At 70.3% G+C, this 17,420-nt stretch carries 18 protein-coding genes; 15 read left to right on the top strand and 3 right to left on the bottom strand.

The features are described from left to right. Positions 1-253: 253 nt before the first annotated feature. Positions 254-1,489, bottom strand: a complete 1,236-nt coding sequence (locus tag PV679_RS28580; RefSeq protein WP_416069824.1) for an FUSC family protein — start codon at positions 1,487-1,489, stop codon at positions 254-256. 227 nt (positions 1,490-1,716) lie between these two features. Between PV679_RS28580 and PV679_RS28575 the strand changes: the two genes are divergently transcribed. Then, complete coding sequence (locus PV679_RS28575) at positions 1,717-2,454, top strand: uracil-DNA glycosylase (protein ID WP_319683347.1); 738 nt, start codon at positions 1,717-1,719, stop codon at positions 2,452-2,454. Between the two features lie 305 nt (positions 2,455-2,759). On the opposite strand, the gene PV679_RS28570 is transcribed toward PV679_RS28575, so the two are convergent. Next, positions 2,760-3,725 carry an LLM class F420-dependent oxidoreductase gene (locus PV679_RS28570; protein WP_319683346.1) on the bottom strand — a complete coding sequence of 322 codons (966 nt, stop codon included), beginning with the start codon at positions 3,723-3,725 and terminating at the stop codon, positions 2,760-2,762. Between the two features lie 249 nt (positions 3,726-3,974). Here PV679_RS28570 and fdh point away from each other — a divergent pair, with 249 nt between their 5' ends. The 4 genes from fdh (at position 3,975) to PV679_RS28550 (ending at position 9,777) form a co-directional block, all read left to right on the top strand. Continuing rightward, positions 3,975-7,247: a formate dehydrogenase gene (gene fdh / locus PV679_RS28565; protein WP_319683345.1), complete on the top strand. Its 3,273-nt coding sequence runs from the start codon at positions 3,975-3,977 to the stop codon at positions 7,245-7,247. Then, the gene (locus PV679_RS28560) at positions 7,244-8,188 is read left to right on the top strand and encodes a 4Fe-4S dicluster domain-containing protein (RefSeq protein ID WP_319683344.1); all 945 of its coding nucleotides are present in this window, start codon (positions 7,244-7,246) and stop codon (positions 8,186-8,188) included. Before fdh ends, PV679_RS28560 begins: the two co-directional genes overlap by 4 nt. Next, a complete protein-coding gene (gene nrfD / locus PV679_RS28555; protein ID WP_319683343.1) occupies positions 8,185-9,192 on the top strand; it encodes an NrfD/PsrC family molybdoenzyme membrane anchor subunit in 1,008 nt (335 codons plus the stop codon). Before PV679_RS28560 ends, nrfD begins: the two co-directional genes overlap by 4 nt. Positions 9,193-9,288: 96 nt before the next feature. Then, positions 9,289-9,777: a flavin reductase family protein gene (locus PV679_RS28550; protein ID WP_416069827.1), complete on the top strand. Its 489-nt coding sequence runs from the start codon at positions 9,289-9,291 to the stop codon at positions 9,775-9,777. A gap of 39 nt (positions 9,778-9,816) precedes the next feature. Here PV679_RS28550 and PV679_RS28545 read toward each other — a convergent pair whose 3' ends face one another. Beyond that, positions 9,817-10,170 carry a DUF6479 family protein gene (locus tag PV679_RS28545; RefSeq protein ID WP_319683342.1) on the bottom strand — a complete coding sequence of 118 codons (354 nt, stop codon included), beginning with the start codon at positions 10,168-10,170 and terminating at the stop codon, positions 9,817-9,819. A 254-nt stretch (positions 10,171-10,424) separates the two neighbouring features. Between PV679_RS28545 and PV679_RS28540 the strand changes: the two genes are divergently transcribed. From PV679_RS28540 to PV679_RS28495, 10 genes are all read left to right on the top strand, one after another. Further along, positions 10,425-11,330, top strand: a complete 906-nt coding sequence (locus tag PV679_RS28540; protein WP_319683341.1) for a cation diffusion facilitator family transporter — start codon at positions 10,425-10,427, stop codon at positions 11,328-11,330. Positions 11,331-11,425: 95 nt separating this feature from the next. After that, the gene (locus tag PV679_RS28535; protein ID WP_319683370.1) at positions 11,426-11,602 is read left to right on the top strand and encodes a hypothetical protein; all 177 of its coding nucleotides are present in this window, start codon (positions 11,426-11,428) and stop codon (positions 11,600-11,602) included. 92 nt (positions 11,603-11,694) lie between these two features. After that, positions 11,695-12,099: a monovalent cation/H+ antiporter complex subunit F gene (locus PV679_RS28530; RefSeq protein ID WP_319683340.1), complete on the top strand. Its 405-nt coding sequence runs from the start codon at positions 11,695-11,697 to the stop codon at positions 12,097-12,099. After that, positions 12,092-12,382, top strand: coding sequence for a DUF4040 domain-containing protein (locus tag PV679_RS28525; RefSeq protein ID WP_319683339.1), 291 nt, complete (start codon positions 12,092-12,094; stop codon positions 12,380-12,382). Before PV679_RS28530 ends, PV679_RS28525 begins: the two co-directional genes overlap by 8 nt. Beyond that, positions 12,379-13,116 (top strand): MnhB domain-containing protein, encoded by a 738-nt coding sequence (locus PV679_RS28520; RefSeq protein ID WP_319683338.1) that lies wholly within the window; start codon positions 12,379-12,381, stop codon positions 13,114-13,116. The genes PV679_RS28525 and PV679_RS28520 overlap by 4 nt, the downstream gene beginning before the upstream one ends. Positions 13,117-13,126: 10 nt before the next feature. After that, a complete protein-coding gene (locus PV679_RS28515) occupies positions 13,127-13,474 on the top strand; it encodes a sodium:proton antiporter (protein ID WP_319683367.1) in 348 nt (115 codons plus the stop codon). Next, positions 13,471-15,234: a complex I subunit 5 family protein gene (locus tag PV679_RS28510; RefSeq protein WP_319683337.1), complete on the top strand. Its 1,764-nt coding sequence runs from the start codon at positions 13,471-13,473 to the stop codon at positions 15,232-15,234. The genes PV679_RS28515 and PV679_RS28510 overlap by 4 nt, the downstream gene beginning before the upstream one ends. 126 nt (positions 15,235-15,360) lie before the next feature. After that, positions 15,361-15,531 (top strand): hydrophobic protein, encoded by a 171-nt coding sequence (locus PV679_RS28505; protein WP_319683366.1) that lies wholly within the window; start codon positions 15,361-15,363, stop codon positions 15,529-15,531. Positions 15,532-15,882: 351 nt separating this feature from the next. Continuing rightward, positions 15,883-16,233, top strand: a complete 351-nt coding sequence (locus PV679_RS28500; protein WP_319683336.1) for a PRC-barrel domain-containing protein — start codon at positions 15,883-15,885, stop codon at positions 16,231-16,233. A gap of 163 nt (positions 16,234-16,396) precedes the next feature. Next, the gene (locus PV679_RS28495) at positions 16,397-17,293 is read left to right on the top strand and encodes an RNA polymerase sigma factor SigF (protein WP_416069826.1); all 897 of its coding nucleotides are present in this window, start codon (positions 16,397-16,399) and stop codon (positions 17,291-17,293) included. Positions 17,294-17,420 lie beyond the last annotated feature (127 nt).

Below are 17,420 nucleotides of genomic sequence, written 5' to 3'. Positions count from 1 at the left end.
CGCTGATGACGCCCATGACCACGGGGCTGTGGGCGGGTTCGCGTGCCCGCGTTCCCGGCCCAATACACGGCGGCTCGCGCGCCATTGGGCAAAAACTGCGTCAATACTTCGGCACGTCTTTTCCGTTGCTCTCAAAACGAGCGATTCACGCCAGACGCTGGCCGGGACAAGTCCACGGTTGTTTCCCGCTCCTTTGCGTCCGCATCCGGTTAACAGGCCGCCGCCGTACGGCTCTGGTCCCGGTCCTGGAGCGTCAGGACGTCGGTGCCCGGCGCGGCAGCGCCTCCCGTACCCACTGCCGGGCCGCGGCCAGCCGCGGATGCCGCTCACGCTGCTCACGCGAGGCGCGGTCCAGCTCCTCCATCAGACGCTTGGAACGGTGCTCCATGTCCAGTTCGTCCAGGATCCGGTCGATCTCCGTCAACAGCGCGCCCTGGAGCTGCCAATGGCGAGGATCCCGCCGGATCTCGTCGAGCAGGAGATGAGCCAGCCTCTCCCGGCTCGTACTCGCCGTCGCGAGGACCTCGGCCAGCCGCGCCTCCGCGGTCTCGGCGCTCTCACTCACCTGCGTGGTGACCAGGACGGAGAAGCTCACGACCGCGTCGGCGACATGGGCGAGCAACTCCTGCAGAGTCGCTCCCACCTCCGGCGGGAGCAACGGCTCGCCACCGCGGCGCTTGGCGAGATCGGTGAGCGTCCTGGCCAGCACCCGCAGGATCACCGTGCAGATCTCCAGCGTGTCGAGACCGGTCCGCAGCACGACGCGGTAGAGCAGCCCCTCCTTGACCCGAGGATTGAACCGGAGACTGTCCTCCGCCTGCCGGAGCGCCGCGTCGACCTCGCTGATGTCATGGTCGAGCCGGCGTGCCTCGTGCAGCCGCTCGGCGGCGCGTTCGACCGGAGTGGGATCGGTGAGCCCTTCTCCGACGCGCAGCAGAAGCTGGCGCATCCGACGGGCCAGCCCGTCGATGGACTGTCCGGCGGTGCTGACCCACACCGGCGGTACGAAGAGGAAGTTGAACAGCAGCCCCACCACGGCGCCGATCAGTGTTTCCAGCACCCGGTCCCAGGCCGTCGACGCCACCTGGGTCACTCCGAGGACAAGCATGGCGCTGATCGCGACCTCCGGCACGAACTCGCTCACGCGGACCAGACGTCCGACGACGAGCGAGGCCAGGATGATCAGCCCCAGACTCCACCAGGACAGACCGACCAGCACACTGAAGGCGATGGCGACCAGCACTCCGGCGACGACGGAGTTCACCCTCCGGACCCCGGTGACGAAGGTGGAGTAAAGGGTGACCTGGACGACGAGCAGCGCGGTGAGTGGAGCGGTGAGCGGCGCGGGCTCGGAACTGAGCCGCAGCGCCACCACATACGCGATGGTCGCGGCGGCGGTCGAGCGGAGCGTCTGCACGACGTCCGGCTCCCGGCGCCGCTTCACGAGCTCGACGAGCGGCACGCTCACTGTGTTTCGGACACCACGCACGACCCTTCTCTTCCCCCGCTTGAGCCACCCGGACCGAAACAGTGCACCGATGGTCCTATCCTTCCCGGAGCCGCCGGGCGGCCGGTCCCGGTCGTGTTTGACTCCGTGCGGGGTGTTCTCCGTGCCTGACAGAATGTGCCTCCCTCGCGCGTCCGGCGCTCGGTCCCGGCGGGTACCCCGAGTCCCGGCCGCTATCCCGGACCACCGAGACCCAGGTGAGAGGTGTGATGTCCACGGACTTCCCGGAACGTCAGGCGCCCCGCGCCCGCGACCTCGCCGATCTCGACGAGCGGCTGACCCGGTGCCGGGCGTGCCCCCGTCTGGTGGCCTGGCGCGAACAGACCGCGAGGGAGGGCCGTAAGGCGTACGCGGGCTGGGACTACTGGGCGCGGCCGGTGCCCGGATTCGGTCCCGCCGACGCCGCGATGCTGATCGTCGGCCTCGCACCGGCGGCGCACGGCGGCAACCGCACCGGGCGGATGTTCACCGGCGACAGATCGGGCGATGTGCTCGTCGCCGCTCTCCACGACGTCGGTCTGGCCAGCCGGCCGACCGCGACGGACCGCGACGACGGCCTGCGTCTGCTCGGCGTACGGATGACCGCGCCGGTGCACTGTGCTCCGCCCGCCAACAAGCCGACACCGCTGGAGCGCGACACCTGCCGCACCTGGCTCGTACGGGAACTCACCATGCTGCGCCCCACCGCCCGCTCGCTCGTGGTGCTGGGCGCCTTCGGCTGGCAGGCCGTACTGCCGGCGCTGGCCGAGGCCGGCTGGTCCGTGCCACGGCCTCGGCCGGTCTTCGGCCATGGTGTCCGCGTCGCCCTGCCGGCCACCGACGGCGGCGCCGGCCTGGATCTCTTCGGCTGCTACCACGTCAGCCCGCACAACACGTTCACCGGCCGGCTCACTCCGGCCATGCTGCGCGAGGTTCTCTCCTCGGCGGCCGGCGCGGCGGGACTCTGAGACACGAGCACGCGCGAGGGCCGGAGCCGGTCGCCTGCTCCAGGTGGCCGAGCGGGCGTACGGCGGCCGGCGAGGCGTACGGCGAAGGGAGGCGGGCACGGTGGCTGGGGGAGGGCGACCCGACCACACGCCGGGTGTTCGAGGAGCCGCCGGCGCAGGAGGAGGAGCACGCCGACGATCTGCGCGGACTGCTGGAGCGGCTGCCGAAGAGCGTCGCCGGTCAGGCCCTGTCCGGTCCTCGGCCGTGCCGGCCGTTTCACGCGGAGTGCGGATGCCCTCGCGCGGGGGCATCCGCACTCCGCCGTTCAGAGTCGCCGCAGCGCCGGCAGCAGTGTCTGCTCCGACCAGTCGAGGAAGGCATCCTGGTGGCCGCCGCCGATCTGGACCAGGGCGACCTCCGTGAAACCGGCCTGGGCATACGGCTTCACCGCCTCGACGAACGCGTCCACGTCGGCACCGCACGGAATCGCCGCCGCGACATCCTCGGGGCGTACATGTCGCGTGGCGCCGTCGAATCCCGCCGGACCTGGCAGTTCCGAGTTCACCGGCCAGGGGCCGACGGACCACCGGAACTGCTCGTGTGCCCTGGCGACCGCCGTGTCCCGGTCCGTGTCGTAGCAGACCGGCACCTGGCCGACCTTCGGTTTTCCCGACCCGCCGTGCTGGTCGAAGGCGTCCAGCAGCTCAGCCTCCGGTTCGGTGGCGATGACGAGATCCGCCACCTGTCCGGCGAGTTCGCAGGACCGCTTGCCGGAGACCGCGATCCCGATCGGCGGCGGCTGATCGGGGAGATCCCAGAGCTTCGCGCTCTCCACATCGAAGTGGGCTCCGTGATGGTTCACATAGCCGCCGGCGAACAGCGCACGGATGATCTCGACGGCTTCTTCGAGCATCTCCAGCCGGATATGAGCCGCGGGCCAACCGCCGCCCACCACATGCTCGTTGAGATTCTCACCGGAACCGAGCCCGAGCCGGAAACGGCCCTCGGACAAGAGCTGCATGGTCGCGGCCTTCTGCGCGACGACCGCGGGATGGTAGCGCGTCGTCGGGCAGGTCACATACGTCATGAGAGGGATACGGGAGGTGGCCTGGGCGGCGGCGCCCAGCACGCTCCAGGCGTACGGCGCGTGGCCCTGCGACTCCAGCCAGGGGAAATAGTGGTCCGAGGTCACGGAGAAGTCGAAGCCGGCTCGCTCCGCGCCCACCACATGCCGGACCAGCTCCCGGGGTCCCGCCTGCTCGGTCATCATCGTGTATCCGATTTGCACCATGATCAGCGCTTAGCCGGTCGTTCCGCGCGCGAAACCTCACCGTCCGGCGAATGATCTCCCGGCGCCGGACCGGCGTCGCCCGCCGCCGGCCGGGTGCCCGCTGCCCCGCGAGCGGCACAGCCGGACGGCGGTCCGTCCGGTCGCACACCACGGCACACCGAGGGAGGCTGAGGAGCAGCACCTCCCCAGAAGCCGGAAAGCCGTCGAGGCCGCCGGGCCCCAGGGACCGCACACGCGCTGGAGGAAGCGATGGGTGTCCGCAAACTGATCCGTGACTGGCCCGCCTACCGGCAGCTCACCGGATCGGATCCACTCGGACGCGGCCGGGCGGCCATGTCGTCGTACACCGAGGCGCTGAGGCCTCGCACGGACACCGCCGACCGGGTCGCGCACTCGATCTGCCCGTACTGCGCCGTCGGCTGTGGTCAGCAGGTGTACGTCAAGAACGACCGCGTCGTCCAGATCGAGGGAGATCCCGACTCGCCGATCAGCCGGGGCCGTCTCTGTCCCAAGGGCTCGGCGACGCTCCAGCTCACCACCGGTCCGGCCCGCCGCCACCAAGTGCTCTACCGGGCTCCGTACGCCAAGGAATGGGAGCCGCTGGATCTGGAGACGGCCATGGACATGGTCGCGGACCGGGTCGTGGAGACGCGCCGGCGCACCTGGGAGTGGGAGTACGAGGGCCATCGCACCGCACGCACGCTGGGAATCGCCAGCCTCGGCGGAGCCACCCTCGACAACGAGGAGAACTACCTCATCAAGAAGCTGCTGACGGGCCTCGGCGTGGTCCAGGTCGAGAACCAGGCACGGGTCTGTCACAGCTCCACCGTCTCCGGCCTCGGTACCTCGTTCGGACGCGGCGGAGCGACCACGTTCATGCAGGACCTCCAGCACGCGGACTGCATCGTCATCCAGGGCTCCAACTACGCCGAGGCACACCCGGTCGGCTTCCAGTGGGTCATGGAGGCGAAGGCGCGCGGCGCCCGCATCATCCATGTCGACCCGCGCTTCACCCGCACGAGCGCCGTCGCCGATCAGTACGTAGCGATCCGCGCGGGCAGCGACATCGCCTTCCTCGGCGCGATCATCAATCACGTGCTCACCGAGGAGAAGGACTTCCGGGAGTACGTGCTCGCCTACACCAACGCGGCCACGCTGGTCAGCGAGGACTTCCGGGACACCGAGGATCTCGACGGAGTCTTCTCGGGACTGGACGAGGAGCGGCACCACTACGACCCCAGGAGCTGGCAGTACGAGGGATCCGAGGTCCAGGCTCCGTCCGGAGACGTCGACGAACAGTACGAGGCACGTGAGGAGGACCCCGACGCGCAGACCAGGATCGGTGCGGCCGGCGGCTCCGAGACCCATGGCTCCGGCGGCGCTCAGGCCGCCGGACGGCCCAAGCGGGACGACACCCTCCAGCATCCGCGCTGCGTCTACCAGATCCTCAGGCGGCACTACGCGCGCTACACGCCCGAACTCGTCGAGGAGACCTGCGGCATTCCCAGGGAGGCGTTCCTGAAGGTGTGCGACGCCCTGACCTCCAACTCGGGACGCGACCGCACCAGCGCCTTCGTCTACGCGGTGGGCTGGACCCAGCATTCGGTGGGCTCCCAGTACATCCGCGCGGCCAGCGTGCTCCAGCTTCTGCTCGGCAACATCGGGCGTCCCGGCGGCGGCATCCAGGCCCTGCGCGGACACGTCTCCATCCAGGGGTCCAGCGACATCCCGACCCTCTTCAATCTGCTGCCCGGCTATCTGCCGATGCCGCACGCGCACGCCCACGAGAACCTTGACGCGTTCATCGACGCCAGCCGCACCGAAAAGGGCTTCTGGGGCAATATGCGGGCCTACTTCGTCAGCCTGCTCAAGGCGTACTACGGCGACGCGGCCACCGTGGACAACGACTTCTGCTTCGCCCATCTGCCACGCCTGACCGGCTCGCACTCCACGTACGACACGGTCCTGGCCCAGCTCGAAGGCGTCTGCAAGGGCTACTTCCTGATGGGAGAGAACCCTGCCGTCGGCTCCGCCAACACCCGCCTCCAACGACTGGGCATGGCCGAGCTGGAGTGGCTGGTCGTACGGGACTTCTCGCTGATCGAGTCGGCGACCTGGTGGCAGGACGGCCCGGAGATCGAGACCGGCGAGATGCGCACCGAGGACATCGGCACCGAGGTGTTCTTCTTCCCGGCCGCCGCGCACACCGAGAAGTCGGGCTCCTTCACCAACACCAACCGCTGGCTCCAGTGGCACCACGCCGCCGTCGAGCCCGAGGGCGACACCCGCAGCGATCTGTGGTTCATGTATCACCTCGGGCGCCGCATCAAGGAGAAGCTGGCCGCGTCCACCGACCCGATGGACCGGCCTGTACAGGACCTGGCCTGGGACTACCCGGTGGACGGCCCGCTGAAGGAGCCGATCGCCGCGGCCGTGCTCGCCGAGATCAACGGACACGCGGCCGACGGCTCGCCGCTGAGCGCGTACACCGAGCTGAAGGACGACGGATCCACCCGGTGCGGCTGCTGGATCTACTGCGGAGTGTTCGCGGACGGTGTCAACCAGGCCGCCCGCCGCAAACCGCACACCGAACAGGACTGGGTGGCCGCCGAGTGGGCCTGGGCATGGCCCGCCAACCGGCGCATCCTCTACAACCGGGCCTCCGCCGCGCCGGACGGCACACCCTGGAGCGAACGCAAGGCGTACGTCTGGTGGGACCAGCGGAGTGGCAAATGGACCGGACGCGACGTCCCCGACTTCATCCTCGACCGCGCACCCGACTACGTACCACCGGACGACGCGACCGGGCCCGACGCGCTGCGCGGCGACGATCCCTTCATCATGCAGGCCGACGGCAAGGGCTGGCTGTACGCGCCCGCCGGGCTGGAGGACGGCCCGCTGCCCACGCACTACGAGCCGCAGGACTCGCCGTTCACCAACGCCCTCTACCCGCGGGCCTCCCGCTCGCCCGTACGTCAGCTCATGCCGTACGAGGGCAACCGCTACCACCCCAGCGGTGATGAACCCGGCGCCGACGTCTACCCGTATGTGGTCACCACCCACCGGCTGACGGAGCATTTCACCGCCGGCGGGATGAGCCGCTGGTCGCCGTATCTCTCCGAGCTCCAGCCGGAGTTCTTCTGCGAGATCTCCCCGCAGCTCGCCGCGGAACGCAGCCTGGAGCACGGCGGCTGGGCGACGATCGTGACGGCGCGCAACGCCATCGAGGCCCGCGTGATGGTGACCGAGCGGATCAGGACGCTGACGGTGCACGGCCGCACCGTCCACCAGATCGGGCTGCCGTTCCACTGGGGTCCCAACGGGGTCACCACCGGCGACGCGGCCAATGAACTCGTCGCCATCGCGCTCGACCCCAACTCGCACATCCAGGAGGACAAGGCCCTGACGGCGGACATCTTCTCCGGTCGCCGTCCACGCGGTCCTGACCTGCCGAAACTCGTCGCCGAATACCGCCGGAGGGCGGGTATCACCGCGCAGACCGGAACGGAGACCAGGAAGTGACGCAGAATCTGCTCAGCGGCCCCGAGTCGGACCCGGCGCGCGACGCGGGCCACGAGGACGCCCCGCCGCGCGTGGGCTTCTTCACCGACACGTCCGTCTGCATCGGCTGCAAGGCGTGCGAGGTCGCCTGCAAGGAGTGGAACGCGATCCCGGAGGACGGGATGTCGCTGACCGGTATGTCGTACGACAACACGCAGGCGCTCGGAGCCTCCACCTGGCGGCATGTGGCCTTTATCGAGCAGTCGGTCGCGCCGTCGGCCGCGCTGTCGGTCCCGGCGCCCGACGGACGGACCGAGCTTCCGCTCACGGCCGCCGGGACGGACGGGGCTCCGGCGGCGGGCGGCGGCGGTGGCGACATCCGCTGGCTCATGTCGTCGGACGTCTGCAAGCACTGCACACATGCCGCGTGTCTGGACGTCTGCCCGACCGGCTCACTCTTCCGTACGGAGTTCGGGACAGTCGTCGTGCAGGAGGACATCTGCAACGGCTGCGGCTACTGCGTCCCGGCCTGTCCGTACGGTGTCATCGAGCAACGGCCCTCCGACGGCCGGGTCTTCAAGTGCACGATGTGTTACGACCGGCTCGGCGCCGGTCAGGAGCCCGCCTGCGCCAAGGCCTGCCCGACGGAGTCCATCCAGTTCGGCCCGCTCGACGAACTGCGCGAACGGGCCGCGCTGCGGGTCGAGCAGCTCCACGCGGCGGGCGTCCCGGAGGCCCGGCTCTACGGGCACGATCCGGACGACGGCGTCGGCGGCGACGGAGCGTTCTTCCTGCTTCTCGACGAGCCGGAGATCTACGGACTGCCGCCGCACCCGGTGGTCACGACCCGCGACCTGCCCGCGATGTGGAAGCACGCGGCCACGGCCGCGCTGTCCCTGGCGGGCGGCGTCGCGCTGTCGTTCGCGCTCCCCGCACTCACCGGAAAGAACGGACGGCGATGACCAACTCCGACATCAGCGGGAGCGGGATCCGGAGTGGCCGGCGCCGTAAGCGGCGCGGCGAGGAACTGATGGTGCCCCGGGCCGAGTTCGACTCGTACTACGGGCGGCCCGTCATCAAACCGCCGTCCTGGTCGGCCCGTGACATCGCCGGGTATTTCTTTCTCGGTGGACTCGCGGGAGCGGGCTCCGCGGTGGCCGCGGGCGCGCACGCGACCGGCCGTACGACGACGGCGACCGCGATGAAGATCTCCTCGCTCGCCGCGATCTCGCTCTCCGCCGCGGCGCTCGTCAACGACCTGGGCCGGCCCAGCCGGTTCGTCAATATGCTGCGCGTATTCAAGCCGACCTCGCCGATGAGCGTCGGCTCCTGGCTGCTCTCCCTGTACGGGCCCTGCGCCGGTGCGGCGGCGGTCTGCGCCGTCACCGGCCGGCTGCCCCGGACCGGAGCGGCCGCCACCGCGGCGGCGGCCGTGTCCGGGCCCGCCGTGGCCGCGTATACGGCGGTCCTCGCCGCGAACACCGCCGTGCCCGCCTGGCACGGCGCCCACCGCGAACTGCCCTATGTCTTCTGCGCGTCGGCGACCGCGGCCGCCGCCGGAATGGCGCTGGCGGTCGCTCCGCCGCGGGAGAGCGCTCCGGCGAGATTCGCCGCGGTGCTGGCGGCGGCGGCGGAGGTGTCCGCGATGACCGCCGCCGAGCGGCGGCTCGGTGTGGTCGCCGAGACCTACCGGACGGGCCGCGCGGGAAACCTGCTGCGTGCGGCCCGCGTGCTCACGGTGGCCGGCGCGGCGGCCGCGGCGGGATCGGTTCTCCTCGGCCGGCATGCCCGCCGGACGGCGGTGGGCAGCGGTGTCATGCTGCTCGCGGGCTCGGCCTGCACCCGGTTCGGGATCTTCGCGGCGGGCGTCGCCTCCGCCAAGGACCCGGCGTACACGGTGGGTCCTCAGCGCGCGGCGAAGGCCGCGGAGGAACGGGCCGCGCGGGAACAACGGCACACGGCATGAGGATCAGTCACTGACGTGCCCGTCGGCGGTGCGGACAACCGGTGCTGTCCGGGCCGTTCCGCACCACTGGCGGGCCACGAGCCGGAGGAGCGCGCGGTGGCCCGGGCGGAGGACTTCGCGGATCTGCTGGACTACCCGATGTACATCGTGACGGCCGCGTCGGGCGGGAACCGGGCGGGCTGTCTCGTCGGGTTCGCCTCGCAGTGCTCGATCAGCCCGGAGCGGTACATGGTGTGGCTGTCCAAGGCCAACCACACCTTCCGGGTGGCGCGTTCGGCCTCGTTCCTCGGCGTGCATCTGCTGACGCCCGACCAGTACGAGCTGGCCAGGCTGTTCGGCGAGGAGACCGGCGACACCGTCGACAAGTTCGCCGGTGTGCCGTGGCACGGCGGTATCGGTGGCACACCGGTACTGGCCCGCATTCCCGCCTGGTTCGTCGGCCGGGTCGAGCGGCACACCGACGGCGGTGACCATGTCGGCTTTCTGCTCAGCCCGGTGGACGGGGACGCCCGCGCCGCCCGGCGCGGCGCCCTGCTCCGTCTGAGCGACGTGCTCGGTCTGTCACCGGGACATCCCGCCGACTGACTCCGGCCGGTACCGGCGGTCACCTCCTCGGACCGGGCCTCAGGCTCCGCCGGGGCGCCCGCCACGGCCGGTCTCCGCGCCGCCCGACGGCCGCGCGGCCTCGTCACCATGCCCGCCGAGCTGATGCGGAGTCAGCCGCTCGCCGTTGTCCGGGAAGGAGTCGGCGGGCCGCACATCCTCCTCGACCCGAGTGGGGCCGGCCGGCGGCCGCGGCTGCTCGGACGGGCGCGGCGGAGCGGCCTGCCGGGCGCGCAGCCGCGCGCCCCACCAGAAGGCGCCGATGAGGAGGACCACCACGACCAGGCCCGCCACGGCTACCAGCACTCCGAGCCCGGCACCGCTCGCCGCGAGATCGACGGCCTTGCTCTCATGGAAAGTGTTCGGTGCGTTCATGGCTGTCCGCGTACCCGCCGGCACAGACGTCACTCGGCCGCCCGACGGGCTGGTTTCCCGGTCGGCCGGGACGGCGACGGCGTCCGCGAGGCCCGCGTTTGGTGCGACCGGCGCCGGGCAGTCGGTTCCCGTGCTCGGGACAGGAGGCACATCCGTGGGACCGGCGGCCCGCGCCGCGCGTGGCGGACGACGGACGCCGTCGCAGGCCGAAGCCGCACGGACTCACAGCACGTTCTTACGCGAGGTGAACCGCGGTGAACCGTAAACAGTCCGACGGCAAGACCCGGGTGACGGTCCTGATCGCACTCGCGGCCAACCTCGTGATCGCCGCGGCCAAGGCCGTCGGCGGTCTCCTCACGGGTTCACCGGCGCTTCTCTCCGAGGCCGCGCACTCCGTCGCCGACAGCATGAACGAGGTGTTCCTGCTCGCCTCCTTGCGACGCAGCCGCCGCCCCGCCGATGAGCGGCATCCCTTCGGATACGGCAAGGAGCGTTATTTCTGGGCGCTGCTCGCGGCCGTCGGAATCTTTGTCATGGGTGGCTGCTTCTCCTTCTTCCAGGGCGTCGAGGCGCTCAACTCGACGGAGCGGGAGGCACCCGGCGGTTACGGGATCGGCCTGGTAGTCCTCGGCGTCGCGCTGATCGCCGAAGGGAGTTCGCTGGTCCGCGCCCTGACGCAGGTGCGCGGCACCAAGGGAAAGACTCGGGACCCCGCACTGCGTACGGTCATCGCGGAGGACGCGACCGCCGTGCTCGGCGTGCTCCTCGCCATGGCCGGCATGGTGCTCCATCTCGTCACCGGGAACATCGCCTGGGAGGCGTGCGCCTCCTTCGCGATCGGACTGCTCCTCGTCTATATCGCCTACCGTCTCGGCGCCGAGGCCCGTGGCCAGTTGGTCGGCGAGGCGATCGATCCCGAACTGCGCGGGAGGATCCGCTCGATGCTCGACTCCCAGCCCGAGATCGACAATGTGGACACACTGCTCACCATGAAGCTCGGCCTCGACTCGACGCTGGTGGCCGCGCGTATCGATCTGGTGCCCGGACTCGACAGCGAGTCCGTCGAGCTGGTCTCGGTGCGCATCAAGGAGTCGGTGTCGCGGACCTGGCCGGAGGCCGACCATGTCTTTCTCGACATCACGGAGGCACCTCCCGGCTGAGCGGACCGGCCGTGAGCGCGTCGGCGGACCACGGGCGCCACCACAGTGCTTTTATAACCGAATGCCCGGATGGTGGCGTGTGCGGAGGTGAGCGTGTGGCACACAGGATCATGCTGGCCGCCGAGTTGGCGGTGTGGTGGCTGGCCCTGCTCGTCCTCTGGCTGATGCTGATCAGCACCGTCTACCCGCTGGAGGTGCTGGTGGGCGCGGCGGCCGCGCTGCTGGCAGCCGTCGCCGCCACCGGCGCCCGACGAGCCGTGGCGCGGCGGTGAACGGCTGGCTGGTGGCGGCCGCGGCGCTGCTGGTGGGCGGCGCGGGCCCGGCCGTTCTCTGAGTCGCCACCGGTCCGGTCCGCCGCCGTGTCGTGGCGCAGAACACGGCCACGCTGACGGTCTGTCTTGTGCTGCTGCTTCTGGCGCGGGGCTACGAACGGTCCGCGTACATCGATTCCGCACTGGTCCTGGCGCTGCTCGGGCCGGCGGGCACGCTGATCTACGCCCGGCTGTTCGCCGAGGAGCTCCGGGACGATCCGCCACGCGGGAAAGCCGTCGACGCGCTGTCGGTGCTGTCGGTCGGCGCCGCGGCCGCCGTCGTACTGCCGCTGTGTGTGGCCACGGGACCAGGCAGGGCGCTGGTGAAACTCCTGGTGATCGGGGTGCTTCTGGTGGCCGGCAACCAGGTCTCCGCACGGGCGCTGCGCGGCCATCCGTCTCTGGAGCCTCCGGACCCGCCTCCGCCGGACCCGTCAGGAGCGGCACGCCATGGATGACGTACTGATCGTCGTCTCGCTGGTGCTGGTGGCCGCCGCGGCCACCGCCGCCGTCCTGGTCCGGGACCCGGCGAGGCAGGCGCTGGTGCTCTCGATGCTGGGGCTCGCGCTCGCCGTGCTGTTCACCGTTCTCCAGGCGCCCGACGTGGCGCTGTCGCAGCTCGCCGTCGGCTCGGCGCTGACGCCGCTGTTGCTGCTGCTCTCCGTACGCAAGGTCCGGCGGCGCGGCCGCACCCGCACCGAGGATCCGCCGAAGGATCCGGCGAAAGGGCAGACGGGATGAGCGGACGGCTGCGCATGTGGGTACTGGCCGTGGGCGGGGCCGGAGTCGCGGCCCTGCTCCTCGCCGCCTGCTTCGGACTGCCGCGCTTCGGCGGGGACTCACATCCGTACGGTGACCGCGCGGTACGCGCCTCCCTGGCGCACCACACGGCGAATGTCATCTCCTCCGTCAACTTCGACCAGCGCGCCCTCGACACGCTGGGAGAGGAGAGCATTCTCTTCGGCGCGGTGCTGGGCACCGTCGTGCTGCTGCGCCAGACCCGCGACGAGCGGCAGGTCGAACCGGCCCCGGCGCCCGTGGCGCCGCTGGTCAGCCGCTACGCGCGCTATCTGCTGCCCGTCACGCTGCTGGTCGGGCTGTATGTCGTCGCCCATGGCCAGCTCAGTCCCGGCGGCGGCTTCCAGGGCGGAGTGGTGGTGGCCACGGCCCTGCACCTTCTCTACATCGCGGTGGACTACCGCGCGCTGGAGCGGATCAGGCCGTTGCGTCTGTACGAAGTGGGCGACGCGGTGGGCGAGGGCGCCTATCTCGTGCTGGGACTCGCGGGACTGCTCGGCGGGGCGGCGTTCCTCGCCAACTTCCTGCCGTACGGCACGTTCAACAACCTCGCCTCCGGCGGGACCGTACCGCTGCTCAACGCCGCCATCGGCATGGAGGTGGCCTGCGCGGTGATCGTGCTGCTCGCCCGCTTTCTGGACCAGGCCGTCGAGATCGAGGAGGAGAACGGAACGTGAGAGCGCGATGATGTCCGTGCTGCCCTGCGCGGTGGCCGCCTGGATCTTCCTCGTGGGCTGCTACGGGCTTGCCACCAGCCGGAATCTCATCCACGCGGTGGGCTGTCTCGCCGTCTGCCAGTCCTCCACCTATGTACTCCTGCTGGCCGTCGGCTACCGCGACCACGGCACGGCCCCGGTCTTCTCGGACATCGCGCCGGGCTCCAGGCCCCTGGTCGATCCGGTCGTCCAGGCCCTGACCCTCACCGATGTCGTGGTGGGAGCGACAATCACCGCTCTGCTGCTCGCCCTGGTCATCCAGGTCGCCAAGCGTCATGGCACGGTGAATCCGGACGAACTGTCCGAGCTGCGCGGATGAATCAGCTCCTGCCACTGATCGTGGTGGTGCCGCTGCTGGGAGCGGCCGTGCTCGTCGTCACCGGACGCCGAGTGCGCCGTCCCGTGGCCGAGACCACGGGCTGCGCCGTCGCCACGGCCACCGCGGCCCTCGCGCTGTGTCTCCTTGTGTCGTCGTCCTCCGGGCCGCTGATCGAGTGGGTGGGAGGCTGGCGGCCCCGGCACGGCCGGAGCGTGGGGATCGTACTGGTCGGCGACCGGGTGGCGCTGGGGCTGGCGACGCTTGTCTCGCTGCTGGTCGTGGCCGTACTGGCGTACTCCTGGCGGTACTTCGACGAGCCGCCGCGACGGCAGGCCGGATCGTTTCCCGCGCTCGTACTGCTCTTCCAGGCGGGCATGTGCGGCTTCGTGCTCACCGGAGACCTGTTCAACGCCTTTGTCTTCTTCGAGGTGATGAGCGTCGTCGCCTACGCCCTGACCGGCTACCGCGTGGAGGAGGCGAAGGCGGTCCAGGGCGCTCTCACCTTCGGTGTCGTCAATTCACTCGGCGCCTATGTCACCTTGACCGGCATCGTGCTGCTGTACGCGCGCACGGGCGAGCTGGGCATGCGGGCGATCGGCGAGAGCCTCGACGCGCGGGGCGGTCCCGACGCGCTCGTGCTCGCGGCCTTCGTTCTCGTCCTGACCGGACTGCTGGTCAAGGCGGCGGCCGTGCCGTTCCACTTCTGGCTGCCCGACGCCCATGCCGTGGCGCCCACGCCGGTCTGCATGCTGCTGTCGGGCGTGATGGTCGAGCTGGGTGTGTACGGGGCGTGGCGCGTGTACTGGACCGTCTTCGGCGGGCCCGGCGGGGTGCCGGCGGCCGACGCGGAACGCGCGCTGGTGACGCTCGGCGTGGCCTCCTCGGTGGTCGGAGCCGTCATGTGCTGGCAGCAGCGGCACATCAAGCGGCTGCTGGCGTATTCCACGGTCGCGCACACCGGGCTCTTCCTCGTCGGGCTCGGACTGCTCACTCCGGACGCGACGGGCGGCATCGCGGTCTATGTGCTCGCGCACGCGGGCGTGAAGGCCGCTCTGTTCGCCTGCGCCGGCATCCTCCTGGACCGCTACGGAAGCGTCGACGAACACGAACTGTACGGCCGGGCCGGCCGGCTGCCGCTGGTGGCCGGAGTGTTCACGGCCGGCGGGCTGGCCCTCGCCGGACTGCCGCCGTTCGGTACGGGTCTGGGCAAGGCGCTCACCGAGGAGGCGGCGGGCGGCCCGCTGACCGCGCTCTTCGTCGCCGTGTCGGCGGTGACCGGCGGAGCGGTGCTGAGAGTGACTGCACGCGTCTTCGCCGGCTGGGGGCCGCCGCCACTGGAGGACTCGGCGTACGAGACGAGCGGAGAGCGGGAGGAGCCGGAGACCGCGGGCAGACTGGGACGCGTCCCGGACACCATGCTGGCGGTCCCGGCGGTCCTGCTCGCCGGCAGTCTGGCGACGGGCCTTGTACCGGGCTTCGCCGTGGGCGTGGGACACGCCGTGGACGAGGTGCTGCCGGGCACGCTGACCGTCCCGCCGCACTGGTCGGCGGCCGGAGTCGCACTGGGCCTGCTCTCGTCCGTCCTGGCCGCCGGCGCCGCCCTGTACGCCGTGCGCCGCCCGGCGCGTCATCCGGCCCGCGACTGGACGGCGCCGCTGCGCCGACTCCATTCGGGTCATATCGGGGACTATGTCGCCTGGCTGCTGGGAGGCATGACGCTCCTGGGAGCGCTGGCGCTCCCAGGGTTTCTCACCGGCTGATCCATGAATGCGCCGGCCGTCCGGGAGAGCGCGTCCGAATGCCCCGTGCATAGAATGCGAAACGCGCAACCTTGCACGCATGACCGCGCTGACTCGGGGAAAACGGCTGCTGGGAGGTTGATGACTATGGTTCCCCTGCTTCTCGTTCTGCTGCTCGCGCTGATTCTTTTCGGTGCGGGTTTCGCGCTCAAGGCCCTGTGGTGGATCGCGATCATTGTGCTGGTCGTGTGGCTGCTCGGCTTCCTTATCAGGCCCGCCGCCGGTGGCGGCCGTAAGGGACGCTGGTACCGCTGGTAGAGAGCGCCACGGAGCAGCACTGATGCGGGTGTCCGGACGATATCGTCCGGACACCCGCATTTTCGTGCGGTGCCGGGACGGGATTCGGACGGCCCGCGCCATTCCACTGTGCGGCGCGATCCTCGGGGTACACGGGAAATGCGGCCGGGGTGACCGTCGCGCAGCGCAGGGAACCGCGCCTCCAACACGGCCTCGCCCCGGCCCGCCTGACGGGCCGGATAAATACCGGTCCTGACATCTTCAGGATGTGTGGGAAAAGAGCGCCGGGGCACTCGGAAGGCCGAGGGGGCGGTCGCCGGTAATACGGTGACCGAATTCCCCGGCCATCATCGTCGATGAAGGAGCCGTTTTATGAGCGAGAACATCTGGGGCTACCAGCCGACGAGCGGTCACACCGCGGGCACCAGCCTGATCGGGTTCAAGGTCGAGGCGACCGACGGAAGCATCGGCAAGGTCGACAAGCACTCCGAAGACGTGGGCGCCGCCTGTCTCGTCGTCGACACCGGTGTCTGGATCTTCGGCAAGCATGTGCTGCTGCCGGCCGGCACCGTGAGCCGTATCGACACGGCCGACGAGAAGATCTACGTCGACCGGACGAAGGCTCAGATCAAGGACGCGCCGGAGTTCGAGAAGGACAAGCACCTCGGCGACGAGGGCTACCACGAGCAGGTCGGCGGTTACTACGGCGGACGCCGCGCCTGAGGGCCCCATGAGGGACCGGTACATACCGTCCCACAGAGCCTGATTCCGCTCCCGTGGTCGGACAATTCTCAACTTCTCCGACCGCGGGGGCGTAGGCCCGTGCTTCGGGGGCAGGTGAGCCGACAGCAGACTCCCCGACCCCGAAGGTGCTGACGACGTGACCATATCGACGCAGTCCGCAGTTACGTCCGTACAGCGGGCCGCCGCCGGTCACCCGGCGCCGGCCGATGTCCTCGTGGGTGAACTGCCCTGGATCGAGGACGCGGGGAAGATCGCTCCGAAGGACGCGCGGGCGTTGTCGCGGCTCTTCTTCGATCAGCTCCAGGTCCTCGAAGAGGGCACGCGTGAATACCAGTACGCGCGCAACACGCTGATCGAGATGAACCAGTCACTGGTGCGGTTCGCCGCGGGCCGCTTCCGCAACCGCGGCGCCGACGAGATGGAGGACATCCTCCAGGTCGGCACGATCGGACTGATCAAGGCGATCGACCGGTTCGATCTGTCCCGCGAGGTCGAGTTCACCTCCTTCGCGGTCCCTTACATCGTCGGCGAGATCAAGCGCTTCTTCCGCGACACCACCTGGGCCGTCCATGTGCCGCGCCGGCTCCAGGAGCTCCGGGTCGAGCTGGCCAAGGCCAAGGAGCGACTGGCCCTCGCCCTCGATCGCGAGCCGACCGTGGCGGAGCTCGCCGGGCATCTGGAGCTGAGCGAGGAAGAGGTCATCGAAGGGCTCGTCGCCGCCAACGGCTACAGCGCCGGTTCCCTCGACGCGCCCAGTGACAACGGCGATGACGGCCAGGTCAACAAGCGCGGGCGCACCTACGCCGACACTCTCGGCGGCCGCGACCCCGCCTTGGAGCTTGTCGAGGACTTCCACGCCCTCGCACCTCTCCTGGTCGAACTGGACGACCGCGAGCGCCACATCATCGAGATGCGCTTCGGCCAGGAGCTGACCCAGTCCGAGATCGGCGAGCGCCTCGGCATCTCCCAGATGCATGTGTCACGCCTGCTCTCGCGCACCCTGACCCGGCTCCGCGCGGGCATGCTCACCGACCGGTGAGAGGCACGCGGCCGGGTCCCGCCGGGCGGCCGTCCGGGACCGGCGGCGCCGCGCTCCGGCTACCGCGGTTGTGCATGACGGGGAATGATGAGGTAGACACCTTTCCAGCGGGTCGATCGGCATACGG

The organism is Streptomyces sp. AK02-01A, assembly GCF_033795305.1.
Lineage (GTDB): Bacteria > Actinomycetota > Actinomycetes > Streptomycetales > Streptomycetaceae > Streptomyces.
Note: the sequence above shows the minus strand (reverse complement) of the source record. Positions and strands in the feature narration are given on the sequence as shown.